A 15565-nucleotide genomic window follows, 5' to 3' on the forward strand; every position below is an offset into this window, starting at 1 on the left:
ATCGTGCGCGGGATGTCGGATACTTCGGGCTCGGCCGCGGGATCATGGGAGCGAGGATCGGCGAGATGCGCACACTGCTGATGGGAGTGGTCGGCTCGACCGCCTATGGGCTGGCCACGGCGGAGTCGGACGAGGACCTGCTCGGCGTGTACATCGCCGACTCGCGCGAGGTCCTCGGGCTGCACGGCGCCACGGTGACGAGCGGCTCCAAGGTGACCACGAAGCCCGATGTGACGATGCACGAACTGGGCAAGTACTGCGGGCTGGCGCTCAAGTGCAACCCGACGGTGACCGAGCTGCTGTGGCTCCCCGAGTACCGGGTCGAGACCGAGGCCGGACGCCGACTCCGGGCCCTGCGCGGCGCGTTCCTGTCCACCGAGTACGTGCGGTCGGCCTACGGCGGCTACGCCATCCAACAGGCCAAGCGGCTGCTGGGTCGGCACGAGGCGGGCAAAGAGGGGTTCTCCTCCGACACGGCCAAGCGCACCGCCAAACACGGCCGACACTGCCTACGCCTCCTGCTCCAGGCCCAACACGTGCTCCGCACGGGCGAGTTGCTTCTCGACGTCAGCGCCCACCGCGAAGACCTGTTCGCTGCGGGTCGGCTCGCCGCCGAGAACCCCGAGGCCTTCACGCGACGCTTCGAACGCGAAAAGGCCACCCTCGACGCCATCGACTCGGTCCTCCCCGACCGCCCCGACCGCGAAGCGATCAACACCCTCGTAGTCGACCTCCGCCTCGCCGCACTCACGGGGTGAACCCGACGGGTCAGCCGACCGTCATCTCGTAGCGGAGCCGCCGAGTCGCCAGGGCGGCTCTATGCCGTGATCAGCGGGTGAGCGCAGCCGTCAGGGCCGCCCACGAGGCAGAGGGCACCAAGAGGTGACCGACACGCACGTCTTTGCTGTCTCGAACCGGGACAACACCCGAAATGCCGACTGCCACCTCCACGCAGTTGGCATCGCCCCCGTTGCTGTAGGTGCTCTTACGCCACGCCGCAGCTCTCGCGTTGGGGGTCTCGTTCATGATGCTTCTTCCTCCATGACCCGCTTGATGAAGCTCACGGACTCGTCCGGGGAGAGCGCCGAGTCCCGTACTCGATCGTAGGACAGACGGTGCAGCCCGACCTCGCCCGGATCCTCGATGAGTTCGCCCGACTTGCTTCCTTCCAGGTAGGCAACCCCAGTCCCGTCCGACATCCAAAGCAGCGATAGGGAACCACCCATCAGGTCGTGTGATCCCGCCGCGAATGGAAGCAACTGAATGACGGTGTGCGGAGCTTGCGCCGCCTCGACGATCCGCGCGAGTTGCGCCTGCCAGAGCTTCGAGTCCGCGAGCGGGCGCCTGATCGCAGCCTCGTCCAGAATGACCCGCAGGCTCGGCGGCGGTTCCCGAAACAGCAGATCCTGTCGGGCAATACGCTCGGCGACTTGCGCCTCCAGTTCGTCCTTATTGGTCATCGGTTGCGACGACAGGACAGTTCTCGCATACGCCTCCGTCTGCAACAGGCCCGGCACCGCAAGCATGTACTTGTGCATGATCGTGGCCTGCGCTTCCCAGTACATGAACTCGTGGTACCGCTCTCGGGCCGCCTCCTTCCGCGCTCGTTTCCACAACCACACCAACAAGCCCCTGGTCTCGTAGACGTCGTCCAATGCCTTCATGACCGGGCGCTCGGATAGACGTTCACCTGTTTCAAGGCGATGCAGGTAGGAGCGGTCGTATCGGGTGTCCTCGGCGAGTTGGGCGAGCGATTTCCCGCTGGCTTCCCGCAGACGGCTGAGCTGGTTCGCCAGGACCTCTCGGGCCGAATAGTCGTCTTCGACGTCGCGCTCAACCATGCCAATTCCCCTTGTTGTCCAGCTCGTGGGCCACAGCGCCCTCCTGCCGAAGCCTATGAGGATGCGTCACGCTTTGAACACGGAAAGCGACGACCGGAAGGTGCATCCATGCCCATCGACAGGAAGACCGCCGAGGCGTATCCCACCGAGCCCTGCGACTGGACCAGGGATGACGTGACCCGTTTCTGGAAGACGAACAACAAAAGCGTCGTCCGCTGTGAACTCTCGGGCCGCGTTGGCGTCTTCGCAGCGGTCATCCACATGCAGGCGTTCGTGCGTCTTCCGGGCGGGACCGAGTTCCGCACCCACTGCGCCAACCTCGTGGTACTGGACGAAGAGGCCACCGGTGAGACCCCATGAACGACATCAACGAAGCGCGTGAAGTCGAGTCGACCGTCGCGGCGGAGCGAACTGCCTACCTGGCGGTGCTCGTGCGCCGGGTCGTCCGGCTGCCGGGTGTATCCACCGACGTTCGGGGGCGGATCGACGCAACGTCCGTCGTACCGGTGCACGAGGCGCGTCGAAGCCCCCGGAGCACGCCATGAACCCGCGCGGCACGCCCCCTCGTCGTTTCGCCGCGCCCGGGCCCGGGAGTTCGGATCCGGGCGCGGAGCTCGTCCGCATCGTCAAGAGCGACGAGCGCCACGACGCGGCGAGTCCACACCCTCGCCCTCCGATCCGGCTGGGCGATCACGTACGGATCATCGATCCCGCCCAGCGCCTGGGACAACCCGCCGGCACGGTGATCGCGCTCGACGATTTCCCGCCCGGGCGATCCGTGTGCGTACAACCCCTAGACGGCGGCGTGTTCTGGGTTCGCTGGACCCACGAAGTCGAGCAAGTTCCGCCCCGCCCATGAGCGTTTTCACCGTGCCGCGAAAGCACCCGCGCCACCTCGGTCGCGTAGCGCCTCGACTACACAAAGTGCAGTTCATCGAGCCTGATCGACGAAATGTGGGGTCTCCGGCGAACGCGTTGAACACGAATGCGCAACGAGAGGTTTCCACCGGAAATCTCGGCTGCCGATGTCGTTGGAACACCGATAGGTTGTGCGCTCCCGAGGCCCCGAATCTCTGGGTCTCCAACGCTCCGCGCCCCTGGGGGATCCCGCACGTCATGACCATGCCGTTCCAGAACGAAACGCAGCTGATCATCCGTCAGAACTTCCGCCCGATCGTGAACCAGTACGTGGTGCACCTGGTCGGTCCGGACGGGCAACACGGACCGGTGATCGCGTTCGCACAGCAGAAGCGCGGCAAGCTCAAGGAAGAGGTCATCCTCTACACGGATGACACCAAGACCACCGAGCTCGCCCGCTTCAAGGCACGCCAGATGCTCGACGTGCGCGCCCAGCACGACGTGACCGGCGTCGAGGGCACCAACCTCGGCATGTTCTCCAAGGACTTCAAGAAGTCCCTCCTGCGCTCCACCTGGAACCTCGAACGCCCGGACGCCGCCAAGGCGGTCGGCCAGGAGCGCAGCCTCTTCGGCGCGATCCTGCGTCGCGTCTGGGGCTTCATACCCGTGGTCGGCGCGTGGCTGCCCGCCCCGACCTACCACTTCGACTTCGTCGACGAGGGCGGCAACGCCGTCCTGACCGTCGAGCGCCAGATGAAGCTGCGCGACCAATACCTGGTCAAGCTGCCGGACTCGACCATGGACCGCCGCCTGGCGATCTGCGTCGCGGTCGCGATGGACGCCATCCAGAACCGCTGACCACCCCGGCGCGCACCCGCCGCCCCTCCCCGCGCACGCCGACCGTCCCCGAACCGGCCGGCGTGTGCGCGGGGGCCGCCGTGCGCGCGGTGGGTTCGTCAGTCCGTGTCCGGTACCAGCACCGGCGTGTCCCGCTTGAGGATCTCTCCTCGGAAGAAGGCCGGGCTCCTGAGCCGCTGCACCTCCATCAGGACCGCGCCGAGGACCAGCAGGCCGACGCCGATGATGAAGACGCTGCCGACGCCGGCCACGCGGTTGCCGTCGCCGTAGTTGGGATCGGCCACGTCGACCAGGGTCTTTATGAAGATCGCGCCCAGCATCAGACCGCCGAGCGCCGGCATCACGCCCTTGATCATCGCCTCGTGCAGGCTGCGCGAGAGGTCCTTGCGGAAATACCACACGCAGGAGAACGCGGTCAGCGAGTAGTAGAAGCAGATCATCAGGCCGAGCGCGTAGATCGTGTCGGTGAGCACGTTCTCCGACAGGATCGTCATGATCGTGTAGAACGCGCCGGTCGCGACGCCGGCCGAGACGGTCGCGAAGCCCGGTGTCTTGAACGTGGGATGCACGCGCGAGAACACCTTGGGCACCGCCTCGTACGCGCTCATCGACAGCAGCGTGCGGGCCACCGGGATGAAGGTGGTCTGGAGGCTGGCGATCGAACTGGCGAGCACCGCGATGAACATCAGGATGCCCAGACCCGAACCCATCACCGGGTCGGCCAGCTTCGCGAAGATGTTGTCGTCCTCGTCGTTGTTCAGACCCAGCCCGGTGGTTCCGGTGCCCGCGTACATCAGGGTGGCGACGCCGGTCATCAGGTAGGCGACCACGATGAACAGGACCGAGATGATCGCGGCCCGCCCCGGGACCTTGGGACCGCCGGCGGTCTCCTCGTTGATGCTCAGGGCGGTGTCCCAGCCCCAGTACATGAAGATCGACAACGACAGACCCGCGGTCAGCGCGGTGAAGCCGCCGTCGATCTCGAACGGGTTGAACCAGCTCCACGAGAACGGGATCGACGTGGGCACGTCACCGCCGGTGGCCTTGGCGATCGCCATCACGACGAACAGCGCGAGCACCGCGAGTTGCAGCGCCACGAGTACGTACTGGACCCGCTTGGTCACGGTCATCCCGCGATAGCTGATCGCGGTCGCGATCGCGATGAAGACCAGGCACGTGGGCACATGCACCAGCTTGTTGTCGTCCAGCTCCTTGACCCAGTCGCTGTTGAACGCCTCGCCGAGCGCGAGGTAGAAGAACGACGTGCCGATGCCGGCCAGGTTGGACAGCACGATGACGGTCGCCATCACCAGGCCCCAGCCGCACAGCCAACCCACCCGCGGGCCGAACGCCTTGACCGTCCAGGTGAACGAGGTGCCCGCGTCCGGCACGGCCTTGCTGAGTTCGCGGTAGGCGAAGGCGACCAGCAACATCGGGATGAAGCCGACCAGGAAGATCGCCGGGGCCTGTGTGCCGACCTTGTTGACCGTGGGCCCGAGCGCGCCGGTCAGGGTGTACACCGGCGCCACCGTGGAGATGGCGACGACCACGCTCCCCAGCAGACCGATGGAATTTCGGTTCAGGCCCTTGTCCTTGAGATCGGACTCCGGGAGGTAGTGCGACTCCCCTACCCGGCGGTGCCTATCGCCCCTGTGGCGCACGTGCTCGTTCTTCACAAGCGAACAGACTAAGTCAGGATGAAACGACTTTTGACCAAGGGGGTCACGAACGATCCGGTGAGTCGCCCATGTCACTCGTTGGGGCATTTCCGGTGGACCGACCGGTGGACCGACCGGTGGACCGACCGGTGGACCGAAGGGCCGCGTCGCCGAGCATTCCGGACAGGAGTTCGGCGACCCCGACCCGGATGTCGTCCCGCGACGGCGGCGTCGCCCACCCGGCGCCCACGATCGAGTCGAACATCACCCCCTCGCACCACGCGACCAGGGATCGGCCGTGCCGTTCGGGCGCGGGCGAGCCGAGCGCGGCCAACATGCCGACCGCCGCGCCCCGGAACGCGGCGCCCGCCTCGTCGTACACCCCCCGCAGCTCGGGCCGCCGGGTCGCCTCCAGCGCCAGTTCGTAGCGGGCGATCTTCTGTTCCCGCCCGTCCCGGATGGCGTCGCCCACGATCACCGCGATCAGGTCGGCGATGCCCGCCACGTCGCCGGGCAGCGCGGGCGGCAACTCGCCGTCGGCCAGGGCGGGCGCGAACTCGCCCGCCTCCAGGGCGGTCATCCGCGCCAAGGCCACCTCCAGGAGCGCGGCGCGCGTGCGCGCGTAGTACGACGTGGATCCGGGCGGCAGGCCGGCGCCCTCGTCCACGGCGCGATGGGTCAGTCCGCGCATGCCGCGCTCGACGAGCAGGCGGATCGCGGTGTCGGCGATCAGGACGATGCGGTCCGGACGGTCGGGGCTGGTGCGCTTCGCGGTGGTCACGCGGGCCAGCCTGCCATGCCGCTACGGATGTAGAGATCCCATCCACTACAGGCGTAGAGATTTGCCCACTACACATGTAGAGTCATCAACACGTCCTCTACATCTGTAGTGGATCGAGAGGGCACGACACATCAGGGGGAACCATGTCCGTCACGAAGCCCGAGGCGATCATCGTCGGCGCCGGACCCGGCGGGCTCACCGCCGCGAACGCCCTGCACCGCAACGGGTGGTCGGTCCTGGTCCTGGAACGCGCCGCCACGCTGGAGCCGATCGGCGCGGCCATCGCCGTCGCGCCCAACGGGCTGCGCGCCCTGGACGCCGTCGACGCGGGCGGGCCACTGCGCCGGCTGGCCGCGATCCGGGGCGCCGCGACCCTGCGCCGACCGGACGGGCGGGTGCTCGCGCCGACCACCGGCGAGGCCTTCGTCGAGCGCTTCGGCGAACCGATGGTGCTCGCTCCCCGGGCCGAACTGACGCGCGTGCTGCACGCGAGCCTGCCGGTGGACGCGCTGCGCACCGGGACGACCGTGCTGACCGTACGCCCCGGCGGCCCGGACGAGCGGGCCTCGGTGACCACCGCGGCCGGCGACACCCTGACCGCCGACCTCGTGGTCGCCGCGGACGGGATCCGCTCGCCGATCCGCCGGGCGCTCTTCCCCGAGCACCCCGGCCCGCGCTACGCCGGATTCACCACGTGGCGCGCGATCGTGCCGGGCATGGACATCGTCCCCGGCGAGACCTGGGGCCGCGGTCTGGTCTTCGGCGCCATGCCGCTCGCCGACGGTCGGGTGTACTGGTACGCGACCGCGAACCGCCCCGCGGGTGCCACGCACGGCGACGAGCGGGCCGAACTGCTGCACCTGTACCGGGACTTCCACGCACCCGTGGCACAACTGATCACGGCGGCGCCGGCCGGGGAGATCCTGCACCTGGACGTGCACGAGATGGCCGAGCCGCTGCCGGCCCACCACCGGGGACGGGTCGTGCTGATCGGCGACGCGGCGCACGCGATGACGCCGAACCTGGGTCAGGGCGGCAATCAGGCGCTGGAGGACGCGATCGAACTGGCCGACGTGCTCTCGGGCGCGGACGCCGACGGCGTGGTCGACGCGCTGCCCGCGTACACCGCGCGGCGGCTGCCGCGTACCTCCGAGGTGGTGCGCAAGTCGCGCCGCATGGGGGCCATGGCGCAGTGGGAGGGCCGAGGCGCGGTCGCGGTCCGGGACACGTTGTTGCGGGTGGCCGGCCGGATCGCGCCGGACGCGGCTTTGCGCCCGCTGGACTCCGTCCTGGCCTGGCGCCCGCCGGCGGCTTCGGCCTGAACCGTCGGGTGTTTGCGGGTTCCACCCACGAGGGATGCGCCGTACATTCCGTACCGGCCGGTATGTGGTTGACGGAGGGGGAACGCGGTGACGATCGATCCACAGCTCGTGGAGTTGTTGAGTGTCATGCCGGAGGATCTGTTCGTGGGCGACGCGGCCACCGCACGGGCCACCATCGACGCCGGTATCGGACTGCTGCCGGTGATGACCGAACTGGCCAGGGTGGAGGACCGCACCATCCCGGGTGCCGTCGACGCGCTGCCCGCCCGGATCTACCGGCCCTCGGAGCAGCCCGATCTGCCGGTGACCGTGTTCTTCCACGGCGGCGGGTTCGTGATCGGCGGCCTGAACAGCCACGACGCGCTGGCCCGGCGGATCGCCCGGCACGCCGAGTGTGTGGTGATCTCGGTGGACTACCGGCTCGCCCCCGAGCACCCGTTCCCGGCCGCGACCGAGGACGCGTTCGCCGCGTACCGCTGGGTGCTCGACAACGCCGCCGAACTGGGCGCCGATCCGGCCAGGATCGCCCTGGCCGGCGACAGCGCGGGCGCCACCCTGTCCGCGACCACGTGTCTGCTGGCCCGCGACCACGGCCTCCCGCAACCGGCCCTGCAGATGCTCTGGTATCCGGCGACCGGCGTCGAGGACACCGTGTCCCGGGCCGAGAACGCGCACGCGCCGCTGCTCACCGCCGCCTCGATCGCGTGGTTCATGAGCCATTACTTCGGCGGACGCGGGTTCGACGAACTGGGCCCGTACGCCCGGATCGGCACCATCGAGGACCTGTCCGGGCTGGCGCCGGCACACGTCGTGCTGGCCGGCTACGATCCGCTGCGCGACGAGGGCGCGGACTACGCCGAGCGGCTGCGCGCGGCGGGCAACACCGTCGAGTGCGAACTGTTCGACGACATGGTGCACGGCTTCATGAGCTTTGTGGACCTGATCCCGCGCTGCGAGGAGTGCGCCTCGGGGTCTTTCGCAGCGCTGCACAAGGCACTGCACCCGTAAGGCGCGGCACACTCCCAGGGCGGTTCGGACCCGAGGGGCGCGGACTCGAGGGGCGCGGGCCCGACGGACGTGGACGCAACGGGCGTAGACGCGACGGGCGCACGGCGAATGCGCGGCAGCGCGAGGCCGCCGTCAGCGCGACGGCAGGATCAGCAACTCGTCCGAGCCGGGCCGCCGCAGCACGTCCACCGGGTGGCCGTACAGGTCGGACAACACCGGCGCGGTGCACACCCGGTCCGGCGGACCGCACGCGACCAGCCGGCCGCCGGCGAGCAGCGCGATCCGGTCCGCGTAGGCGGCGGCCAGGTTGAGGTCGTGCAACACGATCACCACCGCGTCACCCCGGCGGGCCCGGGCGCGGGCCAGCCGCAGCACGTCCTCGGTGTGCTTGAGGTCCAGCGCCGCGGTGGGCTCGTCGAGGAACAGTACGGGCGCGCCCTGCGCGAGCACGCGGGCCAGTGAGACCCGGGCCCGCTCGCCACCGGACAACGACGGGTAGGCCCGGTCGGCCAGGTGCGCGACGTCCGTCTCGGCCAGGCAGCGCGCCACGATGGCGTCCTCGGACTCCTCGCTCGGCAGTCCCGCGTGCGGCGCGCGGCCCATCCGCACCACCTCGTCCACGGTGAACGGGAAGGACAGCGTGACATTCTGCGGCAACACCGCGCGGCGCAAGGCCAGTTCGCGCTGCGAGTAGTCGGGCAGCGGTCGATCGGCGATCCGCACGGTGCCGTGATGCGGCGTCAGATCACCGGTGAGCAGGCCGAGCAGGGTGGACTTGCCCGCGCCGTTGGGTCCGAGTACCGCGACGATCTCGCCGTGTCGCACGTTCAGCGAGACGCCGTCGACCAGGTTGCGGCCGGCGACGGCGAAGGTGACGTCCTCGGCCTCGACGCCGATCGCGCCGGATTCGGGAGTGGGCGCGGTCGCCGCGCCGCGGTTCCGGGCGAGCAGCCTCATCAGGCCCAACCTCCTTGCCGGGAACGGGTCCTGCGCAGCAGCCACAGGAAGAACGGGGCGCCGATCAGCGCGCTGAGCACCCCGAGCGGCACCTCCTTGGGCATCGCGATGGTGCGCGCCGCGAGGTCGGCACCGACGGTGACCAACGCGCCCAGCACGGCGCTCGCGGGCAGCAGCAGCCGGTGTCGGGGGCCGGCGATCAGCCGGATGATGTGCGGGACGACCAGACCGACGAAGGTGATCACCCCGGCCGCGGCGACGGCCGCGCCGACCAGGGTGGCGCTGAGCACGACCACCACGATGCGGACCCGTTCGGTGTCCACGCCCAGGTGTCGGGCGCCGCGTTCGCCGAGCGCCATGATGTCCAACGCCCGGGCGTACCGGGGCAGGATCAGCAGGCCGATGATCGCGAACGGCGCCAGCGCGCCGATGATCTTCCAGCTCGCCCCGCCGACGCTGCCCAGGTTCCAGAAGGTGATGCTGCGCAGTTCGGCGTCGTCGGCGACGAAGGTGAACAACCCGATCGCGGCGCCGGCCAGCGCGTTGATCGCGATGCCGGTCAGCACCAGGGTGACCACTTCGGTGCGGCCGTCCGCGCGGGAGAGCAGATAGACGAACAGCGTGGTGATCAGGCCGCCGGCGAACGCGCACGCGGTCACCGTCCACGAGCCGAACGTGGAGACGCCCATCACGATCGCGCCGACCGCGCCCAGTGCCGCGCCCGAGGACACCCCGATCACGCCGGGCTCGGCGAGCGGATTGCCGAACACGCCCTGCATCGCGGCCCCGGCGCAGCCCAGGCACGCGCCGACCATGATGCCGAGCACGATGCGCGGGAAGCGGATATTCCACAACACGGCCTCGTTGGCCTGCGACACATGGCCGATGTCCAGGCCCAGGTGGTGCAGTACCGAGGAGAGCACCTGATCGGACGGGATGTCGAAGGCACCCATGCCGGCCGACACGACGCTCGTGGCCAGGAGCAGCAGCACGAGCGTGGGCATCAGCCACCGGCCGTGTCTGCGCGGGGCCGCCACCACGGGGGCCGCCACCACGGGCGCCGCCGCCCCCACTGGGGCCGCCACCACCGGAACCACCGCCTCCGGGACCGCAGTCCCCGGATCCGCCGCCACCGGTGCCGCCGTCTTGGTGAGTTCGACCACGGGCGGCGGTGAAGCCGGTTCGTCCGTGGGTCCTTGACGCTCCGTCACCGTTGCCACGGGCTCCCCTGCACCTTCCCGTCGTGTGTCCGCGGACGCCGGACCGGCCGAGAGGGCCCGGCCGGCGTCCGCGCGACACCGGCCGAGGCCCGGCCGACCCTAGCCATGCAGCAGATCGACGAGCTTGTTCAGCGCGACGCCCGCGGTCGGACCGCCACCGCCCAGTTCCAGGTCGTCCATCGCGACGACCTTGCCGTTCTGGCCGGCGGGCGTTTGTGCGACACCCGGCAGCTTGAGCACGCCGTCGACGCCGCCGACCGACTCCAGGCCCTTCTGGAAGACCAGGATGACGTCGGGCTTGGCCGCGACCATCGCCTCGGGGGTCAGCGCGGCCGACATCTCCACGCCCAACTCGGTGCCGGTGTCGATGCCGCCGGCGGCGGTGATCATGCTGTCCGGGCCCAGGCCCTTGCCGCCGATCTGGTACAGGTTGGCCTGCCCGCGGATGTACAGGAACGCCACGCGCGGCTTGGTGGTGGCCTGCCCGCCCTTGGCCTTGGCGGTGGCGATCTCGCCGGCGGTCCGGTCGGCGAGCGTCCTGCCCTTGTCCGGCACGCCCAGCGCGGTGGCGATGGTGGTGATCCGGGTGATCGCGTCCTCGGGCTTGCTGCTGTCCGGGATCAGCACGATCGGCACGCCGGCCGCCTTGAGCTGGTCGATCGCGCTGCGCGGGCCGACCGAGGCGCTGCCGATGGCGACCGTGGGCCGCTGGGCGAGGATGCCCTCGGGGTTGAGGGTCCGCGAGTTGCCGAAGGTCGCCTTGCCCTTGCTCTCCGGCAGGACCGCGCCGGAGGTGTCCACGCCGACGACGTTCGAGGCCAGGCCGAGCGCGTACACCGTCTGCGCGATGTCGCCGCCGAGCGGGACGATCCGGCTCGCGTCCTTGACGGTGACCTTGCCCATCGTGGTGTCCACGGTGGCGGGCAACGCCGTACCGGGCGCGGCCTGGCCGGCCGCGCCGTCGGACTTGTCGTCGTCGCCACCGCACGCCGTGGCGAACGCGGTGATGGCGAGGACGGCCGCGGCCACCTTCAAGCTTGTTCGACGCAGACGCATCCGGCGGCCTTTCGAGCTGTGGAGTATGCGGACGAGCGGCTCGATTCTTAGGCAAGCCTTGCCTTGTCCTACTCCGCAACCTAAAGGTGAGGCTTACCTAACTTCAAGCCCGGATCGGGTGGACAACGTCACACACGAGCCGCGGTCCGCGGTCGGGGCGATCCGCTCCGGGCAGGCATCGGTTCGCCCGCGCCCCGGGCCCGAAGGACGTCGGCGGACGCCCCGTTCCGCGCCGCGCGATCGTTTCAGCGCTCGCGCCAGGCCCGGCTGTGTCGGCGGATCTCGGCCGCGGAGAAGTTCTCGTGGTCCTCGCCCCACGCGGTGACGCCGTCGAAGGTCCATTCGGTGAGGCCGTTGACGGTGAACAGGTTCGGGTTCAGGAAGAAGCCGAGCCGGTTGTGCATGCGCCCCTCGGCGTGCAGTTCGCGGCCCAGTTCGTCCACCGCGTCGAGCACGATCCGGGTGGCCCAGCCGGTGGCGTCCTCGCGTTCGACCACCTCACGGCGGCCCTTGGCCAGCTTGGCCCAGGTGCCGTCGCGGAGCAGGTAGCCGTGGATGGACACGCAGCCCGTGCCGAAGTCCATGGTGATGCTGTGGAAGGCGTCCCGGTCGGAGGCGGTCGCGTAGCTGTAACCGCCGCGTCTGGCGGGCGACTGCATCAGGCCGGGGCCGAACTGCGAGCGCGGTCCCCACGAGCGGTCGCGGAAACCGTACGAGTCGACCGGGATCTCCTCGCCGCGCAGCACGAGCGTGCCGGTGTACCGGCCGGGCTGGTCGACGTGCTTTTCGCCGAGGTAGTGCGGCGGCAGCACCCCGGTGAAGGTCAGGTCGACGTGGATCTCGTCGCCGCCGTCCGGGTCGTCGTAGCCGACCTCGTACACCCGTTGCGGCTCCACGCAGCGCACCCGGAAGCCGTTCGGCAGGCGCAGGTCGGTCAGGTCCTGGTCGGGGATCGGCAGATGCCAGAAGTTCTTGGCGTAGACCGCCTCGTGCGGATGTTGCCCGCTGTCGTCCCAGAAGTACGCGCCGCCCGCCGCGACCCCCTGGTTCGCCCGGAAGAACGGATAGAGCTGCCCGGACAGCCGCTTCTCCGGAACCGTGAAGGTGAACCAGGAGGTCTCCGACCAGTACGGGTCGTCGCTGGTCGGCGGGTGGAACATGTCGTCGGGGTGGTGAGTGGTCATGGCCAACGGGTACTACGGGTGCTTGGCCGAGTCAATGACTTTCGGCGACGAGCACCGCGGCGACCGATGTGCCCATCGGGTGGCCGCCGTGCCCGCTATCGGATGGTGACGTCCACCGTGAGCGGTCCGTCCGCGGCGACGCGGTCGATCCGGGCGATGTGTCCGGCCGCGCGCAGATCCGTCTCGACCAGGGCCGCCCGGGCCAACTCGGCCGGGTCGCCGGTGATCGTGACGGCGGCCACCTCGGCCCGCATCGAGACCTGCGCGGCGGACTTGGCCTTGCGCACACCGGCGATCAGCTCGGACGCGGTGCCCAACAACGCCCGGTCCGCCGCCGGCGCGTGCGGCGCGGGCCAACTCGCCCTGTGCACCGAGCCGTCCCGCCACCACGACCACACCTCCTCGGTCGCGAACGGCAACACCGGCGCGAGCAGCCGCAGCAGTACGGACAGCGCGCTCGCCAGGGCGGCCCGGGCCGACGCGGCGCCCGCCGGCGACCCCGCCTCACCGTAGGCGCGGGCCTTGACGAGTTCGACGTAGTCGTCGCAGAAGTACCAGAAGAACCGCTCGGTCCGGTCCAGTGCCCGGGCGTAGTCGTAGTCCTCGAACGCCTCGGTCGCCGCACGGACCACCTCCGCCAGTTCGGCCAGCAGCGCCAGGTCCAGCGGTTCGGTCACCGCCTCGGGGACCTCGACGGCGTCGTGCGCCCGGTCCGCCTCGCCCGCCACGTCCGCGCCGATCGCCTCGGCCGCGCCGATCGAGAGCACGAAGCGGCCGACGTTGAGCAGCTTGATCGCCAGCCGCCGGCCGACCTTCATCTGGCCGACGTCGAACGCGGTGTCCACGCCCGGCCGGCCGCTCGCCGCCCAGTAGCGCACCGCGTCCGAGCCGTGTTGCGCGAGCAGGTCGACCGGGGTGACCACGTTGCCCTTGGACTTGGACATCTTCTTGCGGTCCGGGTCCAGGATCCAGCCGGAGATCGCCGCGTGCGCGAACGGCAGGCTTTCGTGCTCGGCGTCCGCGCGCACCACGGCGGAGAACAGCCAGGTGCGGATGATCTCGTGTGCCTGTGGCCGCAGGTCCATCGGGAAGACCCGGGCGAACAGATCCTCGTCACGACACCAGCCGCCCGCGATCTGCGGTGTGAGCGAGGAGGTGGCCCACGTGTCCATCACGTCCGCGTCGCCGACGAACCCGCCGGGCTCACCCCGCTGTTGCTCCCGGTATCCGGCCGGCACATCGGTGTACGGGTCGATCGGCAGGTCCGCCTCGGCCGGTCGCAGCGGCGCGTCGTGGCGCGGCAGGCCGTCCTCGTCCAGCGGGTACCACAGCGGCACCGGCACGCCGAAGAAGCGCTGCCGGCTGATCAGCCAGTCACCGTTGAGGCCCTCGACCCAGTTGTCGTAGCGCACCTTCATGTGCGCCGGATGCCAGGCCAACTCGGCGCCCCTGGCCAGCAGTCGGGCGCGCAGGTCGGCGTCGCGCCCGCCGTTGCGCAGGTACCACTGCCGGGTGGTGACGATCTCGAGCGGCTTGTCGCCCTTCTCGTAGAACTTCACCGTGTGCGTGATCGGCTTCGGCTCGCCGATCAGTTCGCCGCTCTCGCGCAGCATCGCCACGATCCGCTCGCGCGCGGTGAACACGGTCGCGCCGGCCAGTCGCGCGTAGGCCGCGACCGCGTCGGGGGCGTCGATCCCGCTCGGCGGTTCGCTCAGGAAGCGGCCGTCCCAGCCGAGCACCGCCCGGGTGTCCAGGCGCAGTTCGCGCCACCAGGTGACATCGGTGGTGTCACCGAACGTGCACACCATGGCGATCCCGGAACCCTTCTCCGGATCGGCCAGCGGGTGCGCGTACACCGGCACCGCGACGTTGAACAGCGGCGTGCGCACGCTGTTCCCGAACAGGTGGGTGTAGCGGGTGTCGTCGGGATGCGCGACGAGTGCCACGCAGGCCGGCAACAACTCCGGCCGGGTGGTGGCGATTTCCAGCGCGTCGCCGGTCGGCGTGCGAAACACCAGGCGGTGGAAGGCGCCGGGACGCTCGCGGTCCTCCAACTCGGCCTGCGCGACGGCGGTGCGGAAGGTGACGTCCCACAGCGTGGGAGCCTCGGCCGGATAGGCCTCGCCGCGCTCCAGGTTGCGCAGGAAGGCCCGCTGGGAGGCGGTCCGCGAGACCGTGTCGATGGTCTGGTAGGTCATCGTCCAGTCGACGGACAGCCCCAGCAGCCGCCACAGTTCCTCGAACGCCTTCTCGTCCTCGTGCGTCAGTTGCTCGCACAGCTCGATGAAGTTCCGCCGGGAGACCGGGATCTGCTGCTTGCCGGGCGACTCGGGCGGGAGGAAGTCGGCGTCGTAGGGCAGCGCGGGATCGCAGCGCACGCCGAAGTGGTTCTGCACGCGCCGCTCGGTGGGCAGGCCGTTGTCGTCCCAGCCCATCGGGTAGAAGACCTCGCGCCCGCACATCCGGCGGTAGCGCGCGATGGCGTCGGTGTGGGTGTACGAGAACACGTGGCCCACGTGCAGCGATCCGCTGACCGTCGGCGGCGGGGTGTCGATCGAGTAGACCTCGTCGCGGGTCCGGCTCCGGTCGAAGCGGTATACGCCCGTCTCTTCCCAGACGCGCGACCATTTCGCTTCCAGCCCGTCGAGGGTGGGCTTGTCGGGCATGCGGGGGGAACCAGTCGGGGCAGCCATGCCCCCGGAGCGTACCCGGCGCCTCGCCCGGACTCGAACCGATTCCGGAGCCGGCGGTGGGTGTCGTGGCCGGTCGGTGGGCCGGGCGGCCCTGCCGGGTCGGTGGGCCGGCGAGGCGGTAGCGGCCGG

14 protein-coding genes are annotated in these 15565 nt (G+C 70.1%); 5 read left to right on the forward strand and 9 right to left on the reverse strand.

What is annotated here, in order from left to right; translation table 11 throughout:
* Positions 1 to 65: 65 nt before the first annotated feature.
* A complete protein-coding gene (locus tag ACWCPW_RS01040; RefSeq protein ID WP_449759459.1) occupies positions 66 to 758 on the forward strand; it encodes a nucleotidyltransferase domain-containing protein in 693 nt (230 codons plus the stop codon).
* 70 nt (positions 759 to 828) lie between these two features.
* Here ACWCPW_RS01040 and ACWCPW_RS01045 read toward each other — a convergent pair whose 3' ends face one another.
* Both ACWCPW_RS01045 and ACWCPW_RS01050 read right to left on the reverse strand, forming a co-directional pair.
* Positions 829 to 1026 carry a DUF397 domain-containing protein gene (locus tag ACWCPW_RS01045; RefSeq protein ID WP_449759460.1) on the reverse strand — a complete coding sequence of 66 codons (198 nt, stop codon included), beginning with the start codon at positions 1024 to 1026 and terminating at the stop codon, positions 829 to 831.
* Positions 1023 to 1841 carry a helix-turn-helix domain-containing protein gene (locus ACWCPW_RS01050; RefSeq protein WP_449759461.1) on the reverse strand — a complete coding sequence of 273 codons (819 nt, stop codon included), beginning with the start codon at positions 1839 to 1841 and terminating at the stop codon, positions 1023 to 1025. Before ACWCPW_RS01050 ends, ACWCPW_RS01045 begins: the two co-directional genes overlap by 4 nt.
* A 108-nt stretch (positions 1842 to 1949) precedes the next feature.
* Here ACWCPW_RS01050 and ACWCPW_RS01055 point away from each other — a divergent pair, with 108 nt between their 5' ends.
* Together ACWCPW_RS01055 and ACWCPW_RS01060 are read left to right on the forward strand one after the other, a co-directional pair.
* On the forward strand, positions 1950 to 2201 hold the full coding sequence (locus ACWCPW_RS01055; RefSeq protein WP_449759462.1) for a hypothetical protein: 252 nt from the start codon (positions 1950 to 1952) through the stop codon (positions 2199 to 2201).
* Between the two features lie 756 nt (positions 2202 to 2957).
* A complete protein-coding gene (locus ACWCPW_RS01060; protein WP_449759463.1) occupies positions 2958 to 3557 on the forward strand; it encodes a hypothetical protein in 600 nt (199 codons plus the stop codon).
* 98 nt (positions 3558 to 3655) lie between these two features.
* Here the strand turns inward: ACWCPW_RS01060 and ACWCPW_RS01065 are convergent, their stop codons facing one another.
* Together ACWCPW_RS01065 and ACWCPW_RS01070 are read right to left on the reverse strand one after the other, a co-directional pair.
* Entirely contained in the window at positions 3656 to 5218 is a 1563-nt protein-coding gene (locus ACWCPW_RS01065; RefSeq protein WP_449759589.1) for an APC family permease, read from the reverse strand.
* Between the two features lie 61 nt (positions 5219 to 5279).
* The gene (locus ACWCPW_RS01070; RefSeq protein WP_449759464.1) at positions 5280 to 5996 is read right to left on the reverse strand and encodes a TetR/AcrR family transcriptional regulator; all 717 of its coding nucleotides are present in this window, start codon (positions 5994 to 5996) and stop codon (positions 5280 to 5282) included.
* A gap of 143 nt (positions 5997 to 6139) precedes the next feature.
* Here ACWCPW_RS01070 and ACWCPW_RS01075 point away from each other — a divergent pair, with 143 nt between their 5' ends.
* Positions 6140 to 7318, forward strand: a complete 1179-nt coding sequence (locus tag ACWCPW_RS01075) for an FAD-dependent monooxygenase (protein ID WP_449759465.1) — start codon at positions 6140 to 6142, stop codon at positions 7316 to 7318.
* Positions 7319 to 7405: 87 nt separating this feature from the next.
* Positions 7406 to 8326 carry an alpha/beta hydrolase gene (locus tag ACWCPW_RS01080; protein WP_449759466.1) on the forward strand — a complete coding sequence of 307 codons (921 nt, stop codon included), beginning with the start codon at positions 7406 to 7408 and terminating at the stop codon, positions 8324 to 8326.
* Between the two features lie 132 nt (positions 8327 to 8458).
* Here ACWCPW_RS01080 and ACWCPW_RS01085 read toward each other — a convergent pair whose 3' ends face one another.
* From ACWCPW_RS01085 to valS, 5 genes are all read right to left on the reverse strand, one after another.
* On the reverse strand, positions 8459 to 9283 hold the full coding sequence (locus ACWCPW_RS01085; protein ID WP_449759467.1) for a heme ABC transporter ATP-binding protein: 825 nt from the start codon (positions 9281 to 9283) through the stop codon (positions 8459 to 8461).
* On the reverse strand, positions 9283 to 10371 hold the full coding sequence (locus ACWCPW_RS01090; RefSeq protein WP_449759590.1) for a FecCD family ABC transporter permease: 1089 nt from the start codon (positions 10369 to 10371) through the stop codon (positions 9283 to 9285). Before ACWCPW_RS01090 ends, ACWCPW_RS01085 begins: the two co-directional genes overlap by 1 nt.
* A gap of 231 nt (positions 10372 to 10602) precedes the next feature.
* Complete coding sequence (locus tag ACWCPW_RS01095; RefSeq protein ID WP_449759468.1) at positions 10603 to 11532, reverse strand: heme/hemin ABC transporter substrate-binding protein; 930 nt, start codon at positions 11530 to 11532, stop codon at positions 10603 to 10605.
* A gap of 272 nt (positions 11533 to 11804) precedes the next feature.
* Entirely contained in the window at positions 11805 to 12743 is a 939-nt protein-coding gene (locus ACWCPW_RS01100) for a DUF7065 domain-containing protein (protein ID WP_449759469.1), read from the reverse strand.
* Between the two features lie 95 nt (positions 12744 to 12838).
* Positions 12839 to 15436: a valine--tRNA ligase gene (gene valS, locus ACWCPW_RS01105; protein WP_449759470.1), complete on the reverse strand. Its 2598-nt coding sequence runs from the start codon at positions 15434 to 15436 to the stop codon at positions 12839 to 12841.
* Positions 15437 to 15565 lie beyond the last annotated feature (129 nt).

It is taken from the genome of Embleya sp. NPDC001921 (assembly GCF_053594475.1).

Bases quoted from the DNA above. Each gene is read 5' to 3' on its own strand.
- ACWCPW_RS01100 (WP_449759469.1), bottom strand. From the start codon at position 12,743: ATGACCACTCACCACCCCGACGACATGTTCCACCCGCCGACCAGCGAC.
- ACWCPW_RS01045 (WP_449759460.1), bottom strand. From the start codon at position 1,026: ATGAACGAGACCCCCAACGCGAGAGCTGCGGCGTGGCGTAAGAGCACC.
- ACWCPW_RS01040 (WP_449759459.1), top strand. From the start codon at position 66: ATGCGCACACTGCTGATGGGAGTGGTCGGCTCGACCGCCTATGGGCTG.
- ACWCPW_RS01050 (WP_449759461.1), bottom strand. From the start codon at position 1,841: ATGGTTGAGCGCGACGTCGAAGACGACTATTCGGCCCGAGAGGTCCTG.
- valS (WP_449759470.1), bottom strand. From the start codon at position 15,436: ATGGCTGCCCCGACTGGTTCCCCCCGCATGCCCGACAAGCCCACCCTC.
- ACWCPW_RS01060 (WP_449759463.1), top strand. From the start codon at position 2,958: ATGACCATGCCGTTCCAGAACGAAACGCAGCTGATCATCCGTCAGAAC.
- ACWCPW_RS01055 (WP_449759462.1), top strand. From the start codon at position 1,950: ATGCCCATCGACAGGAAGACCGCCGAGGCGTATCCCACCGAGCCCTGC.
- ACWCPW_RS01085 (WP_449759467.1), bottom strand. From the start codon at position 9,283: ATGAGGCTGCTCGCCCGGAACCGCGGCGCGGCGACCGCGCCCACTCCC.
- ACWCPW_RS01075 (WP_449759465.1), top strand. From the start codon at position 6,140: ATGTCCGTCACGAAGCCCGAGGCGATCATCGTCGGCGCCGGACCCGGC.